The 20,483-nt window shown below is 67.3% G+C and carries 18 protein-coding genes, 1 tRNA gene and 1 pseudogene; 9 read left to right on the top strand and 11 right to left on the bottom strand.

The features are described 5' to 3' along the window. On the top strand, positions 1–269 hold a 269-nt coding region (locus NM1_RS43220; RefSeq protein WP_255286273.1), incomplete at its 5' end, for a hypothetical protein. Positions 270–272: 3 nt separating this feature from the next. On the opposite strand, the gene NM1_RS37755 is transcribed toward NM1_RS43220, so the two are convergent. Together NM1_RS37755 and NM1_RS37750 are read right to left on the bottom strand one after the other, a co-directional pair. Continuing rightward, entirely contained in the window at positions 273–542 is a 270-nt protein-coding gene (locus NM1_RS37755; protein WP_068031865.1) for a hypothetical protein, read from the bottom strand. Between the two features lie 637 nt (positions 543–1,179). Continuing rightward, on the bottom strand, positions 1,180–1,650 hold the full coding sequence (locus NM1_RS37750; protein WP_147289179.1) for a hypothetical protein: 471 nt from the start codon (positions 1,648–1,650) through the stop codon (positions 1,180–1,182). A 304-nt stretch (positions 1,651–1,954) separates the two neighbouring features. On the opposite strand from NM1_RS37750, the gene NM1_RS37745 reads away from it, so the two are divergent. Together NM1_RS37745 and NM1_RS37740 are read left to right on the top strand one after the other, a co-directional pair. After that, the gene (locus NM1_RS37745) at positions 1,955–2,818 is read left to right on the top strand and encodes an MBL fold metallo-hydrolase (RefSeq protein ID WP_068031887.1); all 864 of its coding nucleotides are present in this window, start codon (positions 1,955–1,957) and stop codon (positions 2,816–2,818) included. 167 nt (positions 2,819–2,985) lie between these two features. Beyond that, the gene (locus NM1_RS37740) at positions 2,986–4,191 is read left to right on the top strand and encodes a glycoside hydrolase family 76 protein (protein WP_084520430.1); all 1,206 of its coding nucleotides are present in this window, start codon (positions 2,986–2,988) and stop codon (positions 4,189–4,191) included. 197 nt (positions 4,192–4,388) lie between these two features. Here NM1_RS37740 and NM1_RS37735 read toward each other — a convergent pair whose 3' ends face one another. Further along, a complete protein-coding gene (locus tag NM1_RS37735; protein ID WP_246011786.1) occupies positions 4,389–5,183 on the bottom strand; it encodes an oxygenase MpaB family protein in 795 nt (264 codons plus the stop codon). Between the two features lie 212 nt (positions 5,184–5,395). Here NM1_RS37735 and NM1_RS37730 point away from each other — a divergent pair, with 212 nt between their 5' ends. Continuing rightward, positions 5,396–6,775: an ATP-binding protein gene (locus NM1_RS37730; protein WP_084520429.1), complete on the top strand. Its 1,380-nt coding sequence runs from the start codon at positions 5,396–5,398 to the stop codon at positions 6,773–6,775. Positions 6,776–6,906: 131 nt separating this feature from the next. Here NM1_RS37730 and NM1_RS37725 read toward each other — a convergent pair whose 3' ends face one another. From NM1_RS37725 to NM1_RS37710, 4 genes are all read right to left on the bottom strand, one after another. Beyond that, the gene (locus tag NM1_RS37725; protein WP_147289180.1) at positions 6,907–8,064 is read right to left on the bottom strand and encodes a cytochrome P450; all 1,158 of its coding nucleotides are present in this window, start codon (positions 8,062–8,064) and stop codon (positions 6,907–6,909) included. A gap of 66 nt (positions 8,065–8,130) precedes the next feature. Then, entirely contained in the window at positions 8,131–8,646 is a 516-nt protein-coding gene (locus tag NM1_RS37720) for a hypothetical protein (RefSeq protein WP_068031855.1), read from the bottom strand. Positions 8,647–8,787: 141 nt separating this feature from the next. Then, a complete protein-coding gene (locus tag NM1_RS37715) occupies positions 8,788–10,134 on the bottom strand; it encodes a DUF2252 domain-containing protein (RefSeq protein WP_174556953.1) in 1,347 nt (448 codons plus the stop codon). A 102-nt stretch (positions 10,135–10,236) separates the two neighbouring features. Further along, positions 10,237–11,445: a L,D-transpeptidase gene (locus NM1_RS37710; protein WP_068031849.1), complete on the bottom strand. Its 1,209-nt coding sequence runs from the start codon at positions 11,443–11,445 to the stop codon at positions 10,237–10,239. 327 nt (positions 11,446–11,772) lie between these two features. Between NM1_RS37710 and NM1_RS37705 the strand changes: the two genes are divergently transcribed. Beyond that, positions 11,773–11,845, top strand: a tRNA-Lys gene (locus NM1_RS37705). Positions 11,846–11,981: 136 nt separating this feature from the next. Continuing rightward, complete coding sequence (locus NM1_RS42790) at positions 11,982–12,410, top strand: AbrB/MazE/SpoVT family DNA-binding domain-containing protein (RefSeq protein ID WP_169814392.1); 429 nt, start codon at positions 11,982–11,984, stop codon at positions 12,408–12,410. Positions 12,411–12,471: 61 nt separating this feature from the next. Here NM1_RS42790 and NM1_RS37695 read toward each other — a convergent pair whose 3' ends face one another. Beyond that, positions 12,472–13,458, bottom strand: a complete 987-nt coding sequence (locus NM1_RS37695) for a potassium channel family protein (protein WP_246011787.1) — start codon at positions 13,456–13,458, stop codon at positions 12,472–12,474. Between the two features lie 40 nt (positions 13,459–13,498). Continuing rightward, positions 13,499–14,710: a cation:proton antiporter gene (locus tag NM1_RS37690; protein ID WP_068031841.1), complete on the bottom strand. Its 1,212-nt coding sequence runs from the start codon at positions 14,708–14,710 to the stop codon at positions 13,499–13,501. A 253-nt stretch (positions 14,711–14,963) separates the two neighbouring features. Here NM1_RS37690 and NM1_RS37685 point away from each other — a divergent pair. Continuing rightward, positions 14,964–16,342 (top strand): annotated as a pseudogene (locus NM1_RS37685) (TrkH family potassium uptake protein). Next, positions 16,335–17,021, top strand: coding sequence for a potassium channel family protein (locus tag NM1_RS37680; RefSeq protein WP_246011788.1), 687 nt, complete (start codon positions 16,335–16,337; stop codon positions 17,019–17,021). The pseudogene NM1_RS37685 and the gene NM1_RS37680 overlap by 8 nt, the downstream one beginning before the upstream one ends. Before the next feature lie 25 nt (positions 17,022–17,046). On the opposite strand, the gene NM1_RS37675 is transcribed toward NM1_RS37680, so the two are convergent. After that, positions 17,047–17,796, bottom strand: a complete 750-nt coding sequence (locus tag NM1_RS37675; RefSeq protein WP_068031838.1) for an SDR family NAD(P)-dependent oxidoreductase — start codon at positions 17,794–17,796, stop codon at positions 17,047–17,049. 58 nt (positions 17,797–17,854) lie between these two features. Between NM1_RS37675 and NM1_RS37670 the strand changes: the two genes are divergently transcribed. Further along, positions 17,855–18,184, top strand: coding sequence for an ArsR/SmtB family transcription factor (locus tag NM1_RS37670; RefSeq protein WP_211339607.1), 330 nt, complete (start codon positions 17,855–17,857; stop codon positions 18,182–18,184). A gap of 58 nt (positions 18,185–18,242) precedes the next feature. On the opposite strand, the gene NM1_RS37665 is transcribed toward NM1_RS37670, so the two are convergent. Continuing rightward, complete coding sequence (locus NM1_RS37665) at positions 18,243–20,423, bottom strand: YfhO family protein (RefSeq protein ID WP_246011789.1); 2,181 nt, start codon at positions 20,421–20,423, stop codon at positions 18,243–18,245. Between the last annotated feature and the right edge of the window lie 60 nt (positions 20,424–20,483).

Genomic DNA, 20,483 nt, shown 5'->3' with positions numbered 1-20,483 from the left:
TGATCGGTTTCGGGGGCATCGTCGGTGCGCTGCTGCGTTCCGGGCTCGATGAGGACACCGACGACCGCACCGAAACGCCCACGAAGACCATGGATTTCGCGGCGTACACACACACCGCGCCGGGACGGCCGTTCACGGTGCCGCAGGCCCACCGTGCGATGCAGCAGCACCGAGATTGCCGCCGGGAGGACTGCCCACGCAAACGCGCCGCCTACCAGGCCCTCGTCGAGGCTCGGCACATCCGGCCGGATTCCGGCAGAGCGCGTTGACGTTCACGGCACTGTCGCTGTGATGAAAGGGGTTACGTGATCCAGGAATACCTGGTTGCGGACGGCCTGGGCTATTCCGGAGGTCTTCGGGTCGACCGTGCCCAGGCATGAATTGTCCAGGGTGTCGTCGCCGACGATCGAGAAGGAGGACAGCTCGGTACGGGTCTTCAGCGCATAGACCGAGAAGTGGTGGAGGGCGGGGTAGATCGGGATCTTGACTGGTCGCAGTAGGTCGCGCGGGGCTTGCGTCCGGAAACCGGGACCCGTGTCCACAGACTTGTCGTAGGTGCATTCACCGATCGGTGTCGGGCTTGTCCTTTCGAGTCGCGTACGGCAGATCAGAAGGGCCGCTGAGGGAGCCGGTGGGGACCTGTCCTCCCAGTACTCCGTCCACTCCGTCGGCATTATGGTGAGATAACCGGTAGAAGTCTCGGGTGCGGTGACCTGAATACTCCTGAACATGTCGCGAAATACCGCTGGATGCGGCCCTTCGCCTGTGTAATCCAAGCTTGCGTTCACGGTCAAGGGGTCGCATCCCGACGGTATCGCCCCGGCCGACGGCACGGGCTGTGGCGGGCTCGTCTCACTCACAGCGGATGTGTCCCCTGTGCAACCCGCCGCAGCCGTGACGGCCACACTCACCAGCAGAGCGAGCACGGTCACCCCGATTCGCCGACTCACCTTGATCCCCGAGCCCTGGCCGCGTGCATCAGACACGGCCGCGCCCTCCTGGAATCTGCCACTCGGACCGAACTCACTCCGGCGAATCATGAATGAGATCTAACGGCATCGGCACCGGACCGGTCCCGGCTCGCATGAGGGTGCGTAATCGAATGCGTCCCATCGCCGTACACCCGACACCGGGCCACGCCTGCGCCTGGTCGCTTGCTACCGCAACGACACGCCGCCGTCAGGGTGACGCATCCGGCGGTGTGGACGAGGAACCCCTGCGGAGCCCACAGTGCACGGCGTGGGCGACCGACAGCACCGCGGTCACGATCCCCATGACGATCGCGACCTGGCCCCAGCTGGTCAAATCGGGTGGCGGGGAGGCGTATCCGGGGCGCAGCGACACCAGCACGCTCAACAGCGCCGACGCGACCGCGATACCGATCGGAATGCCGATCGAGCGCGCCCCGAACGCGCCCGCCGTCAGCAGGGCAACCAGCACCAGCACCAGCAACACACCCGCCACGGTGCTCTCGTGTGCGGACGTCCCCAGTTCCTCCCACATCGAGCGGCGCGGATCGGCCACCTCGACGCTTCCCACCGCAACCGTCCGAGCGAACAGCGGCTGAAACGTGACAGCGATGGTCAGCACCGCCAGCGCCGCATACAGCCGCGAATATCCTTCCGGCACTTGCCCTGTCGAGCGGCTCACAACCCACCCCTTCCGGTCGGCAACCCGACGCCCCCAGTCCCGCGACCGGCAGCGCTGCACGAACAATGATCGGGTACGGGTCTACCAGCTCCCGGAGCAGCCATCAGCCGAATGTGAGAAGTCAGCTGGGTCGGCTGCGATCGCCGCGGCTCACCTGCCGTTGCAGCATTTGATTCCAAATTGTCGATGCAATCCACAGAGAGGTTTTCAAAAATAAGTCAAGCCTTGAAATTTTCGCGCCGTGGTTGGTATTCCTGAAAAGGTGCGGCCGCTGCTGCGACGCACCGAGGAGGGAGTTCTGCAAATGTCCTGGTTCGTAGACGATCGCTGCGTGAACTGCGATGTGGCCCGGCAATTGGCGCCCGGCTTGATCGGCGAGGTCGATGGTCGGTCCGAAATTTTGCGGCAACCGCGCGACGAACCCGAGGAACGAGCACTTTCCGCAGCCGCATTCGCGTGCCAAACCCGGTCGATTCGGCGCAGCGACGGGCCACTGGACAAGGCGCTCGACCCGTTCCCCATGCGCCTGAGCGAGGGCGTCTATCTGTGTGGCCACAACTCGTCGCACACCGCCGGCGCCAACTCCTACCTGCTGCGACGTCGCGGCGGCAATGTCATGGTCGATACGCCGCGCTGGAGCGAGTCGCTGGCCGCGCGGTACGAGGCGCTCGGCGGGGTGACGGAGGTCCTGCTGACCCATCGTGATCACGCCGCGCACGGCCGGCGCTACGCGGACCGATTCGGGGCTCGACTGTGGATTCACGAGGGCGATCTCGACTCGGCCCCGGATGCCGACCAGATACTGCGGGGAGCCGAATCCGTCGAAATAGCCGACGGCGTAATGGCGCATCCGTTCCCGGGCCACACCGAGGGAAGCGTGCTTTATATAGTCGATGATCGATACTGCTTCAGCGGAGACAGTCTGTATTGGTCGCGCACCACCGGAGACATAGAAATTGCCGAAAGCGTCACCTGGTATTCGGTCGAAGTACTGGCCGAGTCGCTGGCCCGATCGGCCGACCGGATCACATTCGAATGGCTGCTGCCCGGACACGGGGATCGCCGACAGCTCCCGCCCGACGAGATGGCGCGCCGGATGCGAGGACTGGCCGAACGTGTCAAAACGCTTCGCCCCCAGGCGATCGACTTCGGAGCCGTACGGTGGTGATCCCGGCCCGGCCGAACATAGCGGGCGGCACGCTGGCCATCATGGCGCAGACCAGATCGATGCCCGCAACCTGGGCGGACGGTCGACGCCGCGCCGTGACGGACATTGCGGGATAGTATGCAGCCGCACGGTTTCCGGTGGTCGGTCAGTCGAGGGAGTCCGAGCGGATGGAGCGCCGGGGCAGGGAGATCAGTCGACGCAGCGCACTGGTGGCGGCCGGGGCCGCGATCGCGCTCACCGCTATGGCGCAGCCGACGCGGGCGGGGACGATCAGGCCGCAGGTGCCGACCGGCCCGGACGAACCGCGAAAACGCGCCGACCTGGCCGAACAAGCGATCGTACAGCGACACGTGCGCATGCTCTGGGGACAGCCGGGCAAGCAGCTGGGGACCCTCGTCTGGCCGTCGTCCCTGCTGGACCAGTCGTTCGCGCAGTGGTGCTACTGGTGGCAGGCCCACCTGCTCGACTGTGCCGTGGACGCCGCGTACCGCGCCCGCACCCCCGAACGCATCGACCGAGTCGTCGCCGTCGCCCACGGCATCCGCACCCGCAACCTCACCGGCTGGACCAACCGCTATTACGACGATATGGCGTGGCTGGTGCTGGCGCTCGAGCGCGCCGACCGGCTACTCGGCATCCGGTTCGGCGACGCGGTCGAGGACCTGCGCGCCGCCCTGATCGACGGCTGGAATCCGGTTGCCGGTGCGGTGCCCTGGCGCTCCGGTGACGATTTCTACAACACGCCCGCCATCGGTCCGACCGGGATCGCCCTGGCACGCCTGGGCGAATTGCCCCGCGCCCTGAGGCTTTCCGACTTCCTGCACACCCGATTACAGGATTCCGAGACCGGCCTGATCCTCGACGGTGTCCACGAGCCCGGCGGACGGATCGAGCGGGCCGTCCACACCTACAGCCAGGGCGTCACGATCGGCTTGAGTACCGAATTGGCAATGCGCACAGGCGATTCTGTCCACTTCGACCGCGCGACAGCGCTGGTTGCCGCAACCGGGAACCACCTCACGAACGCCGGGGTGATCGCCGCCTCGTCCGGGGACGATTCCGGCCTGTTCATGGGCATCCTCGCCAGATATCTCGCCGACGCCGCACTGTCCTTGGGCGACACCACCGCCGCCGACATCGTGCACGCCTCCGCGCAGTCCGCCTGGGAGAACCGCGCCGAGGTGGACGGACTCCCCCTGTTCGGCGTCGACTGGACCCGCCCGGTCACGGCGCCGGAATACCCGGGAACCGTTCCACCCCTGGCACATTCACCCACCTCCCCCTCGGGGAACCTGAGCCGCGACCTCTCGGTACAGCTGAGCGGATGGCTGCTGCTCGAGGCCGACTACCGCCTCACCGCCGCGGGACACTGAGTTCGCGGCCGCGAACACCCGCACACGACCAGGTTCATTCGCGCCCTGTGAAATAGCGGGTCTCCGAGGGCATCGAGCCGGAGTCGCCGGTGCGGGCGAAGCGCACCGCCGCCAGCACCAGCGCGGCAACGATCATCGCGACCCACGCCGCAGTCCGTCGGCGCAATCCTTCCCGATCGGGAGACTGCAGCGAGTCGCTATGCGCCCGAAGGCATTCGGGCTGCCGGTACATAACGGACTCTATTCGACGAGAGTCCCGCACCGGCGCGGACCGTTGCCGCATAGGCGGCGAAGGCGATTCGGTCTCGGGTACTCACCCGCACGTCTAGTAGTTCCCGGGCGCGCTCGTGCATCAGGACGCGTACGGAGGACGACGGCAACAGCCGGGGAACCCAGTAGTCCGGCCGGATCACCTGTGGTGCAAGGGTTTTGCCCGCTTCGGTAAGTTTCAACCGCGCGCACGCATCCGCGAAATAATCGGTGAACTCGTCCCATGTGTCAGGCATGTGCCGGGCCGACACCCCGTAACGCCGGTACCAGCCACAGCATTCGTCGTACAGCCGCTCTCGATCGCCGTCCGACAGCGGGCCCGCGAATGCTGCTATCGACGTGAACAGGGCGTCGACGTAGGTGGCGTGCTGGAAGTGAAACACCTCGGGGTGCAGCGCGTGGTAGCGCGCGCCCCGGTTGTCCCGGCCTTTGACGTGTTCGTGCCCGTATCGGATGATCCGACTGAGGTCCCGGTCGTCGTAGGCGATCCGGATGATCTGGTGCACCGCGCGCCGCTTGTGCGGCCACAACCGCGTGTGCAGATGCTCCGCGAGCGCGGCCGCGATCACCGGATGCAGAATCTGCAGCCCCACCGCACGCGGCAGCGCCAGCAGGAATCTCCGGTCACCCAGATATCGCCGTAGCAACGAGTCGTCCCGCACCGCATCTCCTTCCCCCAGCGTGCCGCCGGATCCGACCATCCCGGTCGGCACGACATACATATGTGATAAGAAGATACACAAATCATGTCAGCTTCTCACTCCAGGGCTTCGACGATACCCGGCGAGATGAGCGGGCAACCGGCAGTAGCAGCAGTGCTGAACAGCCCGGCGAGGGGAGCCCGCGGAACCTCGCGATGACCGCGCTGTAACCGTGCTCACCACGGCGTCACTTGATTTGCCAGGAGTGTGCCGGGGGATGGCAAACTCGGGGGATGGTAGTCGACGCCGCGCCCCTGTCCGCCCGCTCCGACGACGGACGGTCCTTCGTCATCGGCGATGCCGCCGGTAGCGCGTTCGTCGCCGGATCGCTGGTTGTGATCGCCACCGCCCGGCGGCGGCAGCTCGCGCTGGTCGAGGAGCGGTCGGAGACCACGCCGGTGCGGCTGCGCGGGCGGCTGATCGGGGAGCTGACCGACGACGGCATCGACACTCGCGCCAGCCACGCGTTCGAACGCGGCGAGGTGACGCCCGCCGACACCGATACCGTCGAGACCCTGCACGAGACCACCGGTGCCGTACTCGAGGTCGGGATGAACCTCACCGCTCCCGGCGGGCCCGCGCGACTGCTGCCGAAACGGTTCAACCGGCACACCTTCTGGTGCGGACAGAGCGGGTCCGGCAAGACCTATGCCCTCGGCGTCGTGCTCGAACAGCTCATCGCCCACACCGCGCTGCCGGTGGTGATCTTCGACCCGAACTCCGATTTCGTCCGCCTCGCCGAGCTCCGCCCGGATGCCACCGGGCGCACGGCGGAAGCATTGCGCGAGCGCGACATTCGGGTACTCCGACCCAACTCCGGCCCCGGCGAGCGACTGCGGGCACGGTTCCTTGCCATGCCACTGGCCTCGAAAGCCGCTGTGCTGCAGATCGATCCGATCGCCGACCGCGAGGAGTTCAACGAACTCATCCATCTCGGCGCGGTGCTGGAGAACACCGATATCGACGAGGTCCTGCCGCGCCTGCGCGATTCCGATGCCGCCGCGGGCCGGCGCCTGGCCATGCGGGTGGAGAACCTCGGGCTGGCGGACTGGGAGGTGTGGGCGCGGGACGACGAGGCGGTCACCGATATCGTCGCCGACCGGCCCGATGTCACCGTGCTCGACCTCGGCGGGTTCTCCACCCCGGAGCAGCATCGGGTGGTGGCGCTCTCGCTGCTCGACGAGCTGTGGGCGCGGCGTGAGGAGCGACGTCCGGTGCTGCTGGTCATCGACGAGGCCCACAATCTCGCCTCCCCGCGCCTGGATTCACCCATCGCGGTCGCCGTGCGCGAGCGCCTGATCCAAATCGCCGCGGAGGGACGCAAGTTCGGGCTGTGGCTGCTGCTGTCCACCCAGCGGCCGTCGAAGGTGCACCCGGGCATCATCTCCCAGTGCGACAACCTCGCCCTGATGAAGATGACCTCCCCCGTCGACCTCGACGAACTGGGCACCTACTTCGGCTACGCACCCACCGCGCTACTGGAACGCTCCCCGTGGTTCCGCCAGGGCGAGGCCCTCTTCGCAGGCGGTTTCGTCCCCGCCCCCGCCTTGGCGAAGGTCCGCACCCGATTGACGCTGGAGGGCGGCAGCGACGTGAACGTACCGATGCGCTGACCACAACGTAGGCCCATCAGGCCGTCGGCGGATCGATCACCACAGCCGAAGCGCAGCGAAACAGCTGACCGCGCAACCGGATTGAGCCGGGATAGTTACCGGAAGCGCTGCGATGCGACCGCCCAGCCGGGTCACCGGGAAGTCACCGGCAGCGTAAGCGGCCCGCGGTGCCGGAAACCGGACCGCCACGAAACCGTTTGCGCATCAACGGTTACCCGCAGCTTCGGCCAGTGCGCATAGATCCCATCGAGAACCGCGGCCAGAACGGGGCGAACCAATCCCGTTCCGGCACAGGCGTGGATCCCATAGCCGAGCGACAGCTGTGGATTGGGGCTGCGCCGGAGGTCGAGTTCGTCCGGCATGTCGAAGATTTCGGGATCGCGGTTGGCAGCGGCCAAGCACAGCAACACGGTGTCACCGGCCGCGATCGAATATTCCCCGATGGCAATATCGGTCATCGCGAAGCGCGGTCCGGCCAACACCTGCGGCGACAGGTACCGCAGCAGTTCGTCGACCGCGGTGGGCCTGTCGATACCCGACAGCCACGCGTCGAGCCGGTCGGGCCCGGCGGAGAACACCAGGACCGCGCCGGCAACAACGTCGACCAGCACCTCGTACCACACGAACAGCAGGTAGAACACCAAGCTGGCCAGCTCCCCGGAACTCAGGCCGTCGGCACGCGCCAGGCGGCCCAGCATGGTGTCCTCGCCGGACCGCCGGGCGTGCTCGATCGCTGCCGTGATGATCGTTCCCATGGTGGCGAGCGTGTCCCGAGCCGGTGGCGCCGCATCGGCGGCCAGCGTCGAATTCGCCCATGCCAGTAGCGATTCCCGGACCGGCGCGGACAAACCGAGCAGCTCCCCGAGCACGGCCGCGGGCAGCGGCACCGCGACCTGACCGACGAAGTCGAATTCGCGGATATCGTCGAGTCGCCGCAGGTTCGGCCGGACCAGCGCGGCCGCAGCATCGGTCCACTCCCCCAGCCGCCGTGGCCGCAATTCCCCGACGACGACCCTGCGTATGCGGGCATGGTCGTCCGGATCGCTGTTCTGGAACGCGTCCAACGGTGCGGGGACCGCGAATCCCCGATAATCGCTTCCCGCCGAATACCGGGCAACAGGCGTCAGCCGGTCGTCGAGCAGCCCGGCGCGCACGTCCTCGAATCGGGTCACCAGCCACGCCGGTGGGCCGTCCGGCGTCTCGACTCGATGCACGCCGCCCGCATTGCGCAGCGATCGCAACATCGGCCACGGATCGCGCGCGAAGTCTCTATCGAAGATCCTCAGCACGGCAACATCATCTCCCTTGCCGCACAATAGTTCTCGACGAACATCGGCCCCGGCAGATCGCGGCGCTCAGGGCTCGATGTGGGCGGTGAGGTCGTCGAGGAGGATCATGACCTCACCCTCTCGCTTGATGACCTCGGTGAGCCGGATCTGCAGGCCGAGCAGGGCGGCTTCGGCGATCGGATCGCCGGGGCGGCCCTGGACGCGCTGCCACTCGCCATCCGCGGATACGGTGCCCAGCAACAGATCCCGCGCCTCTTCCCCCAGATCGGCGGAGATCTCGATCGACGCATGGGGCGAACGCACCCACAGATTCAACGCACCCAGCTTCCCGGGAACCGCGAAGCCCCGACCCGGCTTCGCGACCAGGTCGACCTCGAGGTCCTCGGTAGCCGAGCGGATGAGCAGGACGAGGGCACGGTGATCGGCCCCGGCGGCGCCGTCGGCGTATACGCCCGGCCTCTTTCCCGGCGCCCCCTCCGCGAACGTGGTGAGGTGGGTCTTGCTCGCCCCGTCACCGCCGAGTTCCCACCGGCCCTTGTTCTCGAAGTCGTCCAGCAGCACCTCGGTCGATGCATCCGACATCGTGGCTGTCCCTTTCATCCGCTCCGCACCCCGATATGTTCCGATGGGTAGAACCTTACAAGCGCAGTCCCGCACCGGCCGGGCGTCAACCAGGTGTGCAACCGGTGTTCACCGGCCGAACGCACTGCGCCGCGCGGATTCTCAGTCGTCCTCGTCGGCCGCCTGGAGCGCACCGCTCTGCACCGCGCGAACCAGCTCCTCGTGGTCGGCCTCGGTCTGGTCGGCGTAGTCGATGGCGTATCGGGCGTAGGCGGAGTCCATCTTGTCGCCGTCCTCGCAGTAGCCCGCGAGGACGCGGGGGTCGATCGAGCGGCTGTGCGCGCGGGCGAGCAGCGCTCCCGCCAGTCGGCCGTAGTCGTCGAGGTGGTCCTTCTTCAACTCGGTGACCTCGATGGAGCCCTTGCGGTTTCGGAACTGGCGGACGATGTAGGGCCGCGACTCGATGGTGGCCCAGCCGAGCAGAATATCGGTCTCGGCCTGCACCAGGCGCGCGCCGTCGACGATCCGCCGACCCTCGTGCGGCACCGCCGGGAGACCCAGCACATCCTGCAGCACGCTCGGCCGCGCCTGCTTGGCCTGCAGCACCAGCGCCTCGTCCTCGTTGCCGTGCAACAGGATCAGATAGTTGCGCAGCCCGACACTGCCCGTTCCGACCACCCGGAACGCGACATCGCACACCGTGTACCGCTTGATCAGGTGGGCACGGGACTCGCGCAGGGTGTCCACGTAGTCGGTCAGCGCGCCGGTGACCTCCGCGGCCGTCTTCTCGGACACCTCGGTGAGCACCGGCGGGTCGGCGACGAACCGCCACTCCGAGCCCTCGGCGCGGGTCGACTTCGCCGCGACCTTGGCGCTGGTGTTCTTCTTCGCCTTATCGGCGGCCTTGGCGAAATCGTCGGTCAGCTCGTCGGCGTCGACCCGGTCGATCACCGACTCGTCCCCGAGCGCGGTCCACGATTCCAGGAACGGCAGCTGCGCCAGGTGGTCGATGGTGCGCCGGTAGCTCTTGGCGGCATCGTGCGCGGCCTCGCGACAGCCGCTCTCCGACACCCCGCCCACGCGTCCGGCCAGCACCAGGCTGGCGGCGAGCCGCTTCAGATCCCACTCCCAGGGGCCCGGTGCGGTCTCGTCGAAGTCGTTGATATCCATGACGATTCGGCCGTCGGGCGTGCCGTAGAGGCCGAAGTTCGCCGCATGCGCGTCACCGCACAGCTGCGCGGTCAGGCCGCTGTCCGGCGTCGCGGTGAGATCCCCCGCCATCAGCGCGGCGCTGCCGCGGTAGAACGCGAACGGGGACTCCAGCATCCGGCGGACCCGCAGCGGGATCAGCTCCGGCACGCGGTCGGCATTGCTGGCCACCACGAAATCGATGATCGACGGGCGGCCCGCAGGCAGCTCGAACTCCCGGTGCTCCTTGTGGTCGACGCGTTCGCGCAGCGCGCGGCCGCGGTCGTACGCCTCGTCCGAATCCATCCACGAACCGAACATGTCCGCACTCCTCGCTCTCCGCTTCCCCACTGTCACCCTCAACGTGCTGGTCGGAGCGCCGGTTCCGCGGAACGTGCGGACATAGTCCGGATCACAGCCGGGTCAGCGGCTGGTGTCGGCGTTGCCCGCCTTCCACTCGGCCCACGGGATGTTCCAGTCGCCGAGTCCGTCGATGCCCGACAGCGTGTCGCCGATCGTGTTCTTCACGATGGCGATATCGCCGCGCTTGGCGTTCTCGTAGACCCAGCGGGCATCCGAGGGACTCAGGTTCAGGCAGCCGTGACTGGTGTTGGAGTTCCCCTGCGCGCCCAGCGACCACGGTGCCGAGTGCATGAAGATGCCGCTGTAGGACATTCGCGTCGCGAAGTCGACCGGTGTGCGGTACCCGTTCGGCCCCGTCGCCGAGACACCGTAGGTGGAGGAATCCATGATGATGTGGTCGAACCGGTCGCTGATGATGTAGATGCCGTTGTCGGTGGGGTCGGACGCCTTGCCCATCGAGGTCGGCATGCTGCGGACGACCTGGCCGTTCATCTCCACCGTCACCGTCTTGGTGTTGTCGTCGGCCGTGAAGACGGTCGGCTCGCCCACCGTGAAGCTCGAGTGGATGTCGCTGTCGCCGATCAGGCCGTGGCCCAGATCCTTGCCGTAGGTGTTCACATCGACGGTGACCCGGGTGTTCGGCGCCCAGAAGTGCTCCGGCCGCCACCGCACCTCGCGGTTGTTGACCCAGTAGAACGCGCCCTCGACCGGCGGATTCGTCGTGATCTTGATGGCCTCCTGGGCCGCCCGGCGATCGGGGATGTTCTCGTCGAACTGCACGGCCACGGGCTGCCCGATGCCGACCACCTCGGCCTCGCCGGGCAGCAGCCACGGATGGGTGCGGTTGCGCGGCGACAGCGTGGTGAAGCTCAGCGTGCTGGAGGCCTTGCCACCCAGTCCGACCGCCTCGGCCTGCAGCCGATACGTCCGCCCGAAGCCGAGCTGCTCACCCACCTGCCAGGACCGGCCGTCGGGCGCGAGCTGACCGGCCACCGGGGCGCCCTCCGGGTTGAACAGCGTGACCGCGGTGAACTTGCCGTCCTCGACACGCACCTGCAGCGGCACCGCCGGGGATACGCCGACGTCGCCGTCCTTGACCGGCGCGACGAGCTTGGGTTTGATCAGTTCGGTCACCGGATTCGACTCGATCGCGGGCCCGGAACTCGCCCCCGAATCGCTGCATCCGGTCGCCGCCAGCGCTAGCGCGGACAGTACGGCAACCGATCCGAGCACTACCTTCGACCGATGTCGGCCCCGCCAAACGCTCATGTCCAACCCCGTTTCATGTTCTCGGCGCCGCCGGGCCGCCCCGGCGATGCTGCTCAACCCACCACGCCTGCGGGGATCGGTCGAGACCACGCCCCGCCTATTCTGCCAGCCGGAAGGGCCCGAAACGCGCAAACACGGCGGGATCTCCGATCGGTCTGCACGTTCATACGATCCGGCCCCCGATCCGTTACCACCCCCGCCCGTGCTGCACCGGCGGCGGCTCGAGGCCCGCGAACAGGCGATTTCACTTTCCCCACCCGCGCCTGTTATGGTTTTCCACGCACCGGAACGGAGCCCCACGGGCCCCGGAGCCGGATCATGCACCAAGCGCCATTAGCTCAATTGGCAGAGCAGCTGACTCTTAATCAGCGGGTTCGGGGTTCGAGTCCCTGATGGCGCACCTTTTTGGTACTCCTGGACACCTTCCTCGTATCTCGTGTTCTAGCGCGCTAGAACACGCTCCAGAGACACCCGACATCGGCGGCGGTTTCCCGTTCGCCCTGCCCGCGCCCGGCGCGACGGCCGATCACAGTGCCGTGCCAACGGACTCGGGCACACCCCCGGCACGACTGCGCGGTGGGCGTCTGGATCGGATGCAGCCGACCTCGCTGGACAGGGTTCGCGTCGTCTACGGCTCGGTCCTGGTCAATCACGCGGGCCGTCTGGCCGAACGCGCGGTGCTCGGCTCACTGGGCTGGACGACGGGCACGCCGATCCGGATCCGGCCCGCAGCGCCCGGTGTGCTGCTGGTCACCGACGGCGAGCCCGGCGGCCACGCGATCGCACGAAACGGCCAACTCTCCATACCCGCGGACATCCGCAGGGCGATCCGCCTGCGCAAAGGTGACCGCGTACTGCTGGCCGCCCATCCCGATCAGCGACGGCTGATCATCGTGTGCCAAACCGCGCTCGCGGACCTGGTCGCCGAGATCCGCGACCGCATCGACGGCGGTGAACAGCCGTGACATCTACAGCGCCCGCGATCACCTCGGTCGAACTCGATGCCGCCCACACCGAAAACATCCACTAGTTCGTGGTGAGTGCGCGGACCGCTTCCAGCTGGGTGGGCGTACCCAGGACGATCAGGATGGTGTCGGTCGTGATCGGGGTGTCGTCGGCGGGGTTGGCTATGAATCGACCGCCCGGCGTGCGCAGGGCGAGGATCAGCGCACCAGTGGTGTGGCGCAGCACGGTATCGGTCAGGGAGCGGCCCACGAGTGGAGACTGCGCGCCGATCGTGATCTCTTCGATCCGGTACTCGAGGGTGTCGTCGTGCATGACGACGTCGAGGAACTCGGCCACGTTGGGCTGCAACGCAAATGCCGCCATCCGGCGCCCGCCGATCAGCTGGGGGTTCACTGCGCGGTTGGCTCCCGCGCGCAGCAGGATCGACTTCGAGCTGTCGGTTCGTGCCCTCGCGATGATCGTCAGGTCCGGGCGCTGGGATCGGGCCGACAGCGTCACGTAGACGTTGTCGGCGTCATTGTCCAGCGCCGCGATCAGGGCGTGAGCGTGCCCGATGCCGGCCTCGCCGAGGACCGTGTCGTCGGTGACGTCACCGACGATGTTCGCGAATTCGATGTCCTGCAATCGCTCCGGATTGCGGTCGATGACCACGATCGGTTTGCCGAGGCTACTGAGGTACTGCGCGGTGGAGCGGCCGACTCGTCCCCAGCCGCACACGATGACATGTCCGCGCAGGCGGTCTATCTGCCGATTCATTCGTCGTTGTTCCAAACGCTGCCGTAGGTGTCCGTCGATGAGGGCCTCCAGCAGGACCCCGAACATGTAGAAGACGGTGCCCGCCCCGACCAGGATCAGGACCATGGTGAAGACTTGGCCGACCGGGGTGAGCGGATGGACCTCCCGGAAGCCCACCGTCGTAATCGTGGTCACCGTCTGATAGAGCCCGTCGAGGAATCCGAAACCCAGTGCCGCGTATCCGACCGTGCCCGCCAATGTCACCAGCACGAACGCCACCATCACGCGGCTGAGGCGTCGTAGTGGGCTCACCGGATGATTGTGGCATCGGTACGTATGCCGTGCGGCGAGGTCACTGGCCCGAGACGGGCGCTCCGGCATCGTGTTTGCCGCTGGGGAGGTTGTCCATCGGCTCGACGCGCAGTTTTCGGGCGATGGGGACGTCGGTCGAGGAGTGCAGCACGATCGACAGGGCGATCGTGACGGCGACCAGATCGAAGACCACCTCGCTGGCAGGAATGCCGGACTGCAGGGCCAGCAGGCCGTAGACCACCGAGGCGAATCCCTTCGGCCCGAACCAGGCCGCGGCGGCGCGTTCGGGTTTCGTCAGCGGCGTGCGCAGCAGTGACACCAGCATGGCGGCCGGGCGTACCAGCAGGATCGCCAGCACTGCCAGGACCCAGCCGCCAACACCCAGGTGCGACAATCGGTCCGGCGTGATCAGCGCGCCGAATACCAGTAGCGCCGCGAATTTCGTCGCCTCCGACAGCAGGTCGCCGAACGGTTCGAAGCGCTCGGCGGAGACATGATCCAGGGTTGCGAGCGTCGATCCGGCCGCGAACGCCGCGAGGTACGGATTGGCATGGGTCAGATGGCATGCGCCGTACAGGGTCACCGCGATCGCCAGCGGGCCCAGCGCCTGTAGCCGGGGTTCGGCCGTCAGGATCGGCAGCCGCCACGCCAGTGCGACGGCCGCCGTGATCGCGATGCCGAGCACCAGGCCCAGTACGAGTTCCCAGGCGATGTGCTCGATGCCGGAGTCGCGGTGCGCCGCCGTGGCCAGGAAGATCAGGACGAATGGCAGCGCGAGTCCGTCGTTGAGCCCGGATTCGACGTTCAGCAGCCGCCGCAGCCGCAGCGGTACGTCCGTGCGGCCGACGATCGCCGAGGCGAACACCGGATCGGTCGGCGACAGAATCGCGCCGAGCAGAAACGCTGTGGGCCAATCCAATCCGGCCAGCCAGTGTGCGGGAACCGCGATCAGCACCATCGTCAGCGGCATCGCCAAGCCCAGGGCCCGCCCGGACAGCCGCCAGCCGTCGCGCAGCGCGGGCAGGTTCGCGCGCTGGCCATCGGTGAACAGCACCGTGAACAAGGCGATATCGGCCAGCATGACGACGAGGTCGTCGTCGGGTCCGATCGACACGAGCCCCAGCCCGCCGTCCCCGATCACCGCGCCTGCGACGAGGAACAGCAACGCCGTGGACAACACCGTCCTGGCCGCCAGGCCGGACAGCGACACGCTGACCAGCAACACCACACCGAAGGCGAAGACCAGCGCCATGACACCCCACCCGTCCGTTGTCGAGCACGACCCGGGGCTCGAGCCGCGCTACCGACCAGACTTCCCGGCGCACCGTGCGTAAATTTGCCGTATAGACTGCCTGCGGCGCAAACCGAATCCGTAAAGGGCGTACGGTTCCGCTACCGCGCCCGTGCGGAAGTGCCGCGGCCGGAGGCTGGATGACGTGTAGGGAGACACCGTTGAGCAACACTGCGGCAGTCACTCCGGCGACGCGACCGGCCGACTGATCCGGATGCGTCGCACCGCAGTTCCGGTCATGCGCCGGCTGGGACCGCTCGGGCATCCGGCCCGGCTCACCGTCGCCGGATTCGCCGCGGTGAATCTGCTCGGCGCCCTGTTGTTGATGCTGCCGATCTCCTCGGAATCCAGCGGCTGGACCCCGGTGGTCACTGCCGTGTTCACTTCCACGTCCGCGGTCTGTGTGACGGGGCTGGTCGTGGTCGACACCGCCACGTACTGGTCTCCGTTCGGAGAGGCCGTGGTACTGGCGCTGATTCAGGTCGGCGGGCTGGGCATCATGACCGCGGCGTCCCTGCTGGGTCTTCTGGTGGCTCGCCGGATGGGTTGCGGATGCAGCTGGTCGCCCAGGCCGAGACGAAAACCCTGCGCCTGGGCGATACCCGCCGCGTGGTCCTCGGCGTAGTCGTGATGAGCCTCGTCGTCGAGACGCTCGTCGCGGTCGTACTCACCGCCCGCCGGCTCGCCACCACTACCGAATCCTTCGGCTCCGCACTGTATTACGGTGTCTTTCATGCGATTTCGGCATACAACAATGCCGGGTTCGCGCTACACGATGACAGCCTGGTGCGGCACGCCACCGATGCCTGGATAATTGTGCCGATCACGCTGGCGTTCATTGCGGGCGGGATCGGGTTCCCGGTTGTGTTCGAGGTGCTGCGGGCGGCACGGACACGTGCGCTCGGGCGCCGGGTACATGGCTGGTCGCTGCACACCAAGATCACGATCGTGACCTACTTCGGGCTGCTGGCGGTCGGCGTAATACTGGTGACGGCGTTGGAGTGGGCGAACGCGGGCACACTCGGGCCGATGTCGGTGCCCGGCAAACTGCTCGCCGGGGCGTTCCAGGGGGCCACCCCGCGCACGGCGGGCTTCAATTCCGTCGACATGGCTGCCGTGCACCCGACCACGCTGCTGGTCAACGACGCGCTGATGTTCATCGGCGGCGGCAGCGCGGGCACCGCGGGCGGAATCAAGGTCACCACCTTCGCCTTGCTGGCCTTCGTGATCTACGCCGAGGTACGCGGCCAGCCCACCGTGCATGTCATGGGACGACGGCTGGCCGCGACGGTGCAGCGACAGGCGATCACCGTCGCGCTGCTGGGCGTCGCGGCGGTGCTGGTCGCGACCATGATCCTGTTGCGAGTGTCGGAGCTGCCGCTGGATGCGGTGCTGTTCGAGGTGGTTTCGGCGTTCGGCACGGTGGGGTTGTCCACCGGGATCACCGCCGATCTGCCCGCTGCCGGGCACCTGTTGCTGGTCGTGATGATGTTCATCGGTCGTGTCGGGCCGATCACCCTGGCGTCGGCACTCGCGCTGCGCGAGTACGAACGGCGCTACGAGCTACCGGAGGAGCGACCCATCGTTGGCTAAGGCAGTGTTCACCAAACTCCCCAAGCACCCGACCACCCGGGTGGTGGTCGTCGGGCTCGGCCGCTTCGGCGGGTCGCTGGCCCGCGAACTCGTCGAGCACGGCTCGGAGGTGCTGGCCATCGACTCCGATGCCCGTCTGGTGCAACAGTATTCGGACGAGCTCACGCATGTCGCGGTCGCCGACACCACCGATCCGGACGCACTCGAGCAGCTCGGCGTCCCGGACTTCCCGCATGCCGTGGTAGGGATCGGCAGCGACCTGGAAGCCAGCATCCTCACCACCTCGCTCCTGGTCGACTTCCGGATTCCACGCATCTGGGCCAAGGCGAACAGCCGCCAGCACGGCCGCATCCTCGAACGCATCGGCGCCCACCACGTCGTGCTGCCCGAATTCGACATGGGCGAGCGCATCGCCCACCTCGTTACCGGGCGCATGCTCGACTACATCGAATTCGACGAGGATTACGCCATGGTGCGAACCACCGCACCGAAAGCAGTCATCGGCATGACGCTCACCGAGAGCGGCCTGCGTGAACATTTCAACGTCACCGTCGTCGCCATCAAGCGCCCCGGTGGGGAATTCACCTACGCCACACCGGAAACCGTTGTCGCCGAGGGAGATCAGCTCATCGTGTCCGGCAGCATCGCCTGCGTGGAATCCTTCGCCGATCTCGTGTGAGCGGGCACTCGCACCGGGCCCGTTCTCACACCAGCTCCAGCCCGCCGTCGACGGTGACGATCTGCCCGGTGATCCACGAGACGTTCGGGTCGCTCAGGTTCACGATCCACTCAGCGACCTCGGAAGGAATACCACGGCGCCCCAAGGGTATTCGCTCCGCCTCATCTCTTTTGATCTGCTCGACCGCATCGTCGGCGAGTCCTGCCGCGGACAGCGCCTCGCTCTCGGTCGGACCGGGGGCCACGGCGTTCACTCGCACACCGTCAGCGGCCAGCTCGAGCGCCCAGCTTCGGGTCAGTTGCTCCAACGCCGCCTTGCCGGCCGCATAGTGCGCCGCCCCGGGCAGCGGCCGATGCCCGTAGGTACTCGACACGTTGACGACGCTGCCGTGGGTCGCCCGCAGGTGCGGCAATGCCGCGGCCGCGAGCACGCTCGGGGCGACAACGTTGAGCGCGAACAGGTCCGTCACGCGTTCACCCGTCACGTCGGCCAACGGCATGACCGCCGTCGCACCCGCATTGTTCACCAGCACGTCCAGCCGGCCCCATCGCGCGATAGCCGCGCCGACGACTACGCCGGCCGCATCGCCACGACGCAGGTCGTGCGCCACAATCTCGATACCGGAGTGTTCGGCTGCGGTCTGTTCCAACGACTCCCGCCGCCGGCCCACGCCGAGCACACTGGCACCTTCCCGCGCGAACGCGATCGCTGTTCCCCGGCCGATCCCCGTTCCCGCCCCGGTCACTATCACGACTCGACCGTCGAAGCGCCCCATCCGCACACCACCTAATGTTCGATATTCATAGAACATCGAACACGCTAGCATGTGCGGCATGCGTGAACCACAGCATCCGTCGGCCTCCGACATCGAGCTGACGGCTGTACTCGCCGCATTGAGCGACCCGATCAGGCTCGGGCTGGCCCGTCAATTGGCCGACAATGTCGAACGCGGATGGGGAGAGCTGCGGGCGCCGGTCGCGAAATCCACACTGAGCCACCACCTTCGCGTGCTACGAGACGCAGGCATCACCCAGACTCGACAGGAAGGCACGCGCTGCTTCGTCGTGCTACGCCGCCAGGAACTCGATCACCGCTTCCCCGGCTTGCTCGAGGCAGTGCTGCATGCAGCCGCCAGCGATGCGTCAACTGATCAATTCTCCTAACAGGGTCGGTTCGACAGTGCCAGTGCTTGATCGGCATGAATTCGTTTTGCGCCGTCCGTCAAGCGGAGGCCGGGACGAGCTGCCCGGGTTCACGGTCCGGGTGCGTGTCGGCGGGGTCGTCGCCCGGGGTGTCGGGGTCGGTGTAGCGGTTGCGGCGGTACGCCCACTGCAGGACGCCGAGTCCGAGGAGACCCGCGAGTGCGGTGGCAATGCCGATCTTCCAGCCCGGTGGACGCCAGGTGAGGACGAGGTCGGCGTCGCGTGTTCCGGGCGGGATGTCGACGGCGGCGAAAGTCTTTGCGACGGTGTCGAATGCGATGTCGTGGCCGTTCAGGGTGGCGCGGTAGCCGGGCCAGGCCAGCCGGGCGAATACCACCCGGCCGCCGGTGTCGGAGCTGACGCGGAGGTGGCTGGTGAAGCTGTCGCGCGCCACGGACGTGGCGGTGACGCCGCGAGTGTCGGCGGGGAGGCCCTTGTGGGTGGAGATGGGGCCGGTGACGCGTTCGAGCACCCAGATGTAGCGTTCGTGGCCGGGGTAGTCGATCCAATTCCAACCTGGTGGTGCCGGGTGGTTGCGGGCGTCGGGGTACTGGGCGCGTTGCAGCACGACGCGGTCGACCTTCATCAGGTCCACGATGGTGCGGCCGGTGGTGGGTTCGGTGGTGAAGGCGCGGCGGTAGGCGTCGGGGCAGGTGCTGCCGTTCCAGCCCATGCACAGCATGTCGCTGAACCATCGGTGGCCGATGGGGCTGTAGGCGTTGACATAGTCCAGGCCGATGGCCTTGGCGTAGTTGCCGAAAGCGAGCGATCCCCAGGCGCGGTCGACGCTCTCGTCCTGCGGTGCGACCAGTGCGCGGTCGGCGAGTTGCAGTGTGACACCGGAGAAGTCGGGGAATGCGGCGCTCATATCGGAGCGCCGTTCGGGGAAGTGATACGACATCGGAGTGGCACCCTGGGCGCGGACCTGGTCGTAGGTGATGGGGAACATCGCCAGTATCGCCAGCACACAGGCCAGTGCCGTGCCCCGGGCGCGGGCCGCCCACACCACCGCCGCCGTCAGTGCCGCCACGACGACGACGGCGACGAGGTGACGAACCACCAGATGTGGTGCGGCGCTGAAGGTTCGGACGAACAGCAGCCCGATCAGGACGGCGGCGGCGATGCCGCGGCGGCGCCAATCCGCGAACGTGCCGTAGCGGCTGAGTAGCACACACACCAGCACCAGCAACCCGATCGCGAGCATCGGCAGCACGCGAGCGGGCCAGCGCAGCGGTCCGATGCGACCGGGGCCGGCGGTCCACATCAGGAAGATGAGCGCAAACAGTGCCGGACCGGTGAATTCCCGGACATCACGCCGGACGCCGCGCCAGTCGATGAAGGCCAGCAGCGGGATGAGGAACCAGGCGATGTACACCATCGGCAGTGGCTGGACGTAGCCCCACCAGCCCTCGAACGCCGGAACCGTGCTGGGCAGGCTGGCATTCAGCGATTCCGACCACGGCACATCCAGGAAAGAATCATTGAGAATGCGCTGATTGCCGCGCCAGGTCACCGACGACGAGAGCATGCTCGGCAGGAACGTCGACAGTCCGGCCAGTCCGGCACAACCGGCGGCCAGCATCAGCCGCAGCACCGGTCGCCAGGCGCGCAGGTAGACGAACTCGCCGACCGCCACGGCGACGATCATGATCGCGGATTCGACTGCGGGGAAGATGTATTGGACCGAGATCGCCAGATACAGGAACACGAACACCGGGATCGGCCCACCACGCCCGCGGGTGTATCGGACTGCCGACGCCCACGCGTGCAGCATCCACGCGGTCCCGGCGAGCGAGGTCGCCCAGCTGGCTTCATCGAAGAACAGGAACCAGCCCGACAGCGTGAAACCCACTCCCGCAACGGCTCCCCACGCGGGCTTGGAGCCGTAGGCGAGGCAGATCCGGAACACACCGAGCGCCGCGACGATCGAGAAGACCAGCTTGACCACCGTCGCATACACCGCGAGGTTGTCGACCGAGGGGGCGATGAAGTCGACCAGCATCTGCGGCGGGTTGTACAGTCCCGCCTCTTCCATCGAGTAGTTGCCCGACATCCACTCCCACGGCACCAGCGCGGGGAATCGGCCCTCGCGCAGGTGGCGGCCGAGCATTACCCACAGTGGTGCGTACTGGGCTTCGGTGTCGTCGGTGTAGAAGTGGCGAGGGTTGGCCAGCAGTACCGACGCATACCCCGCGACCACGCCGGCAACGGTGGCCAGCCCCCATCGAAACACGTCCGATCGCGGTGCGAGCGCTGCACG

It is taken from the genome of Nocardia mexicana NBRC 108244, assembly GCF_001613165.1.
GTDB classification, from domain to species: domain Bacteria; phylum Actinomycetota; class Actinomycetes; order Mycobacteriales; family Mycobacteriaceae; genus Nocardia; species Nocardia mexicana.
Note: the sequence above shows the minus strand (reverse complement) of the source record. Positions and strands in the feature narration are given on the sequence as shown.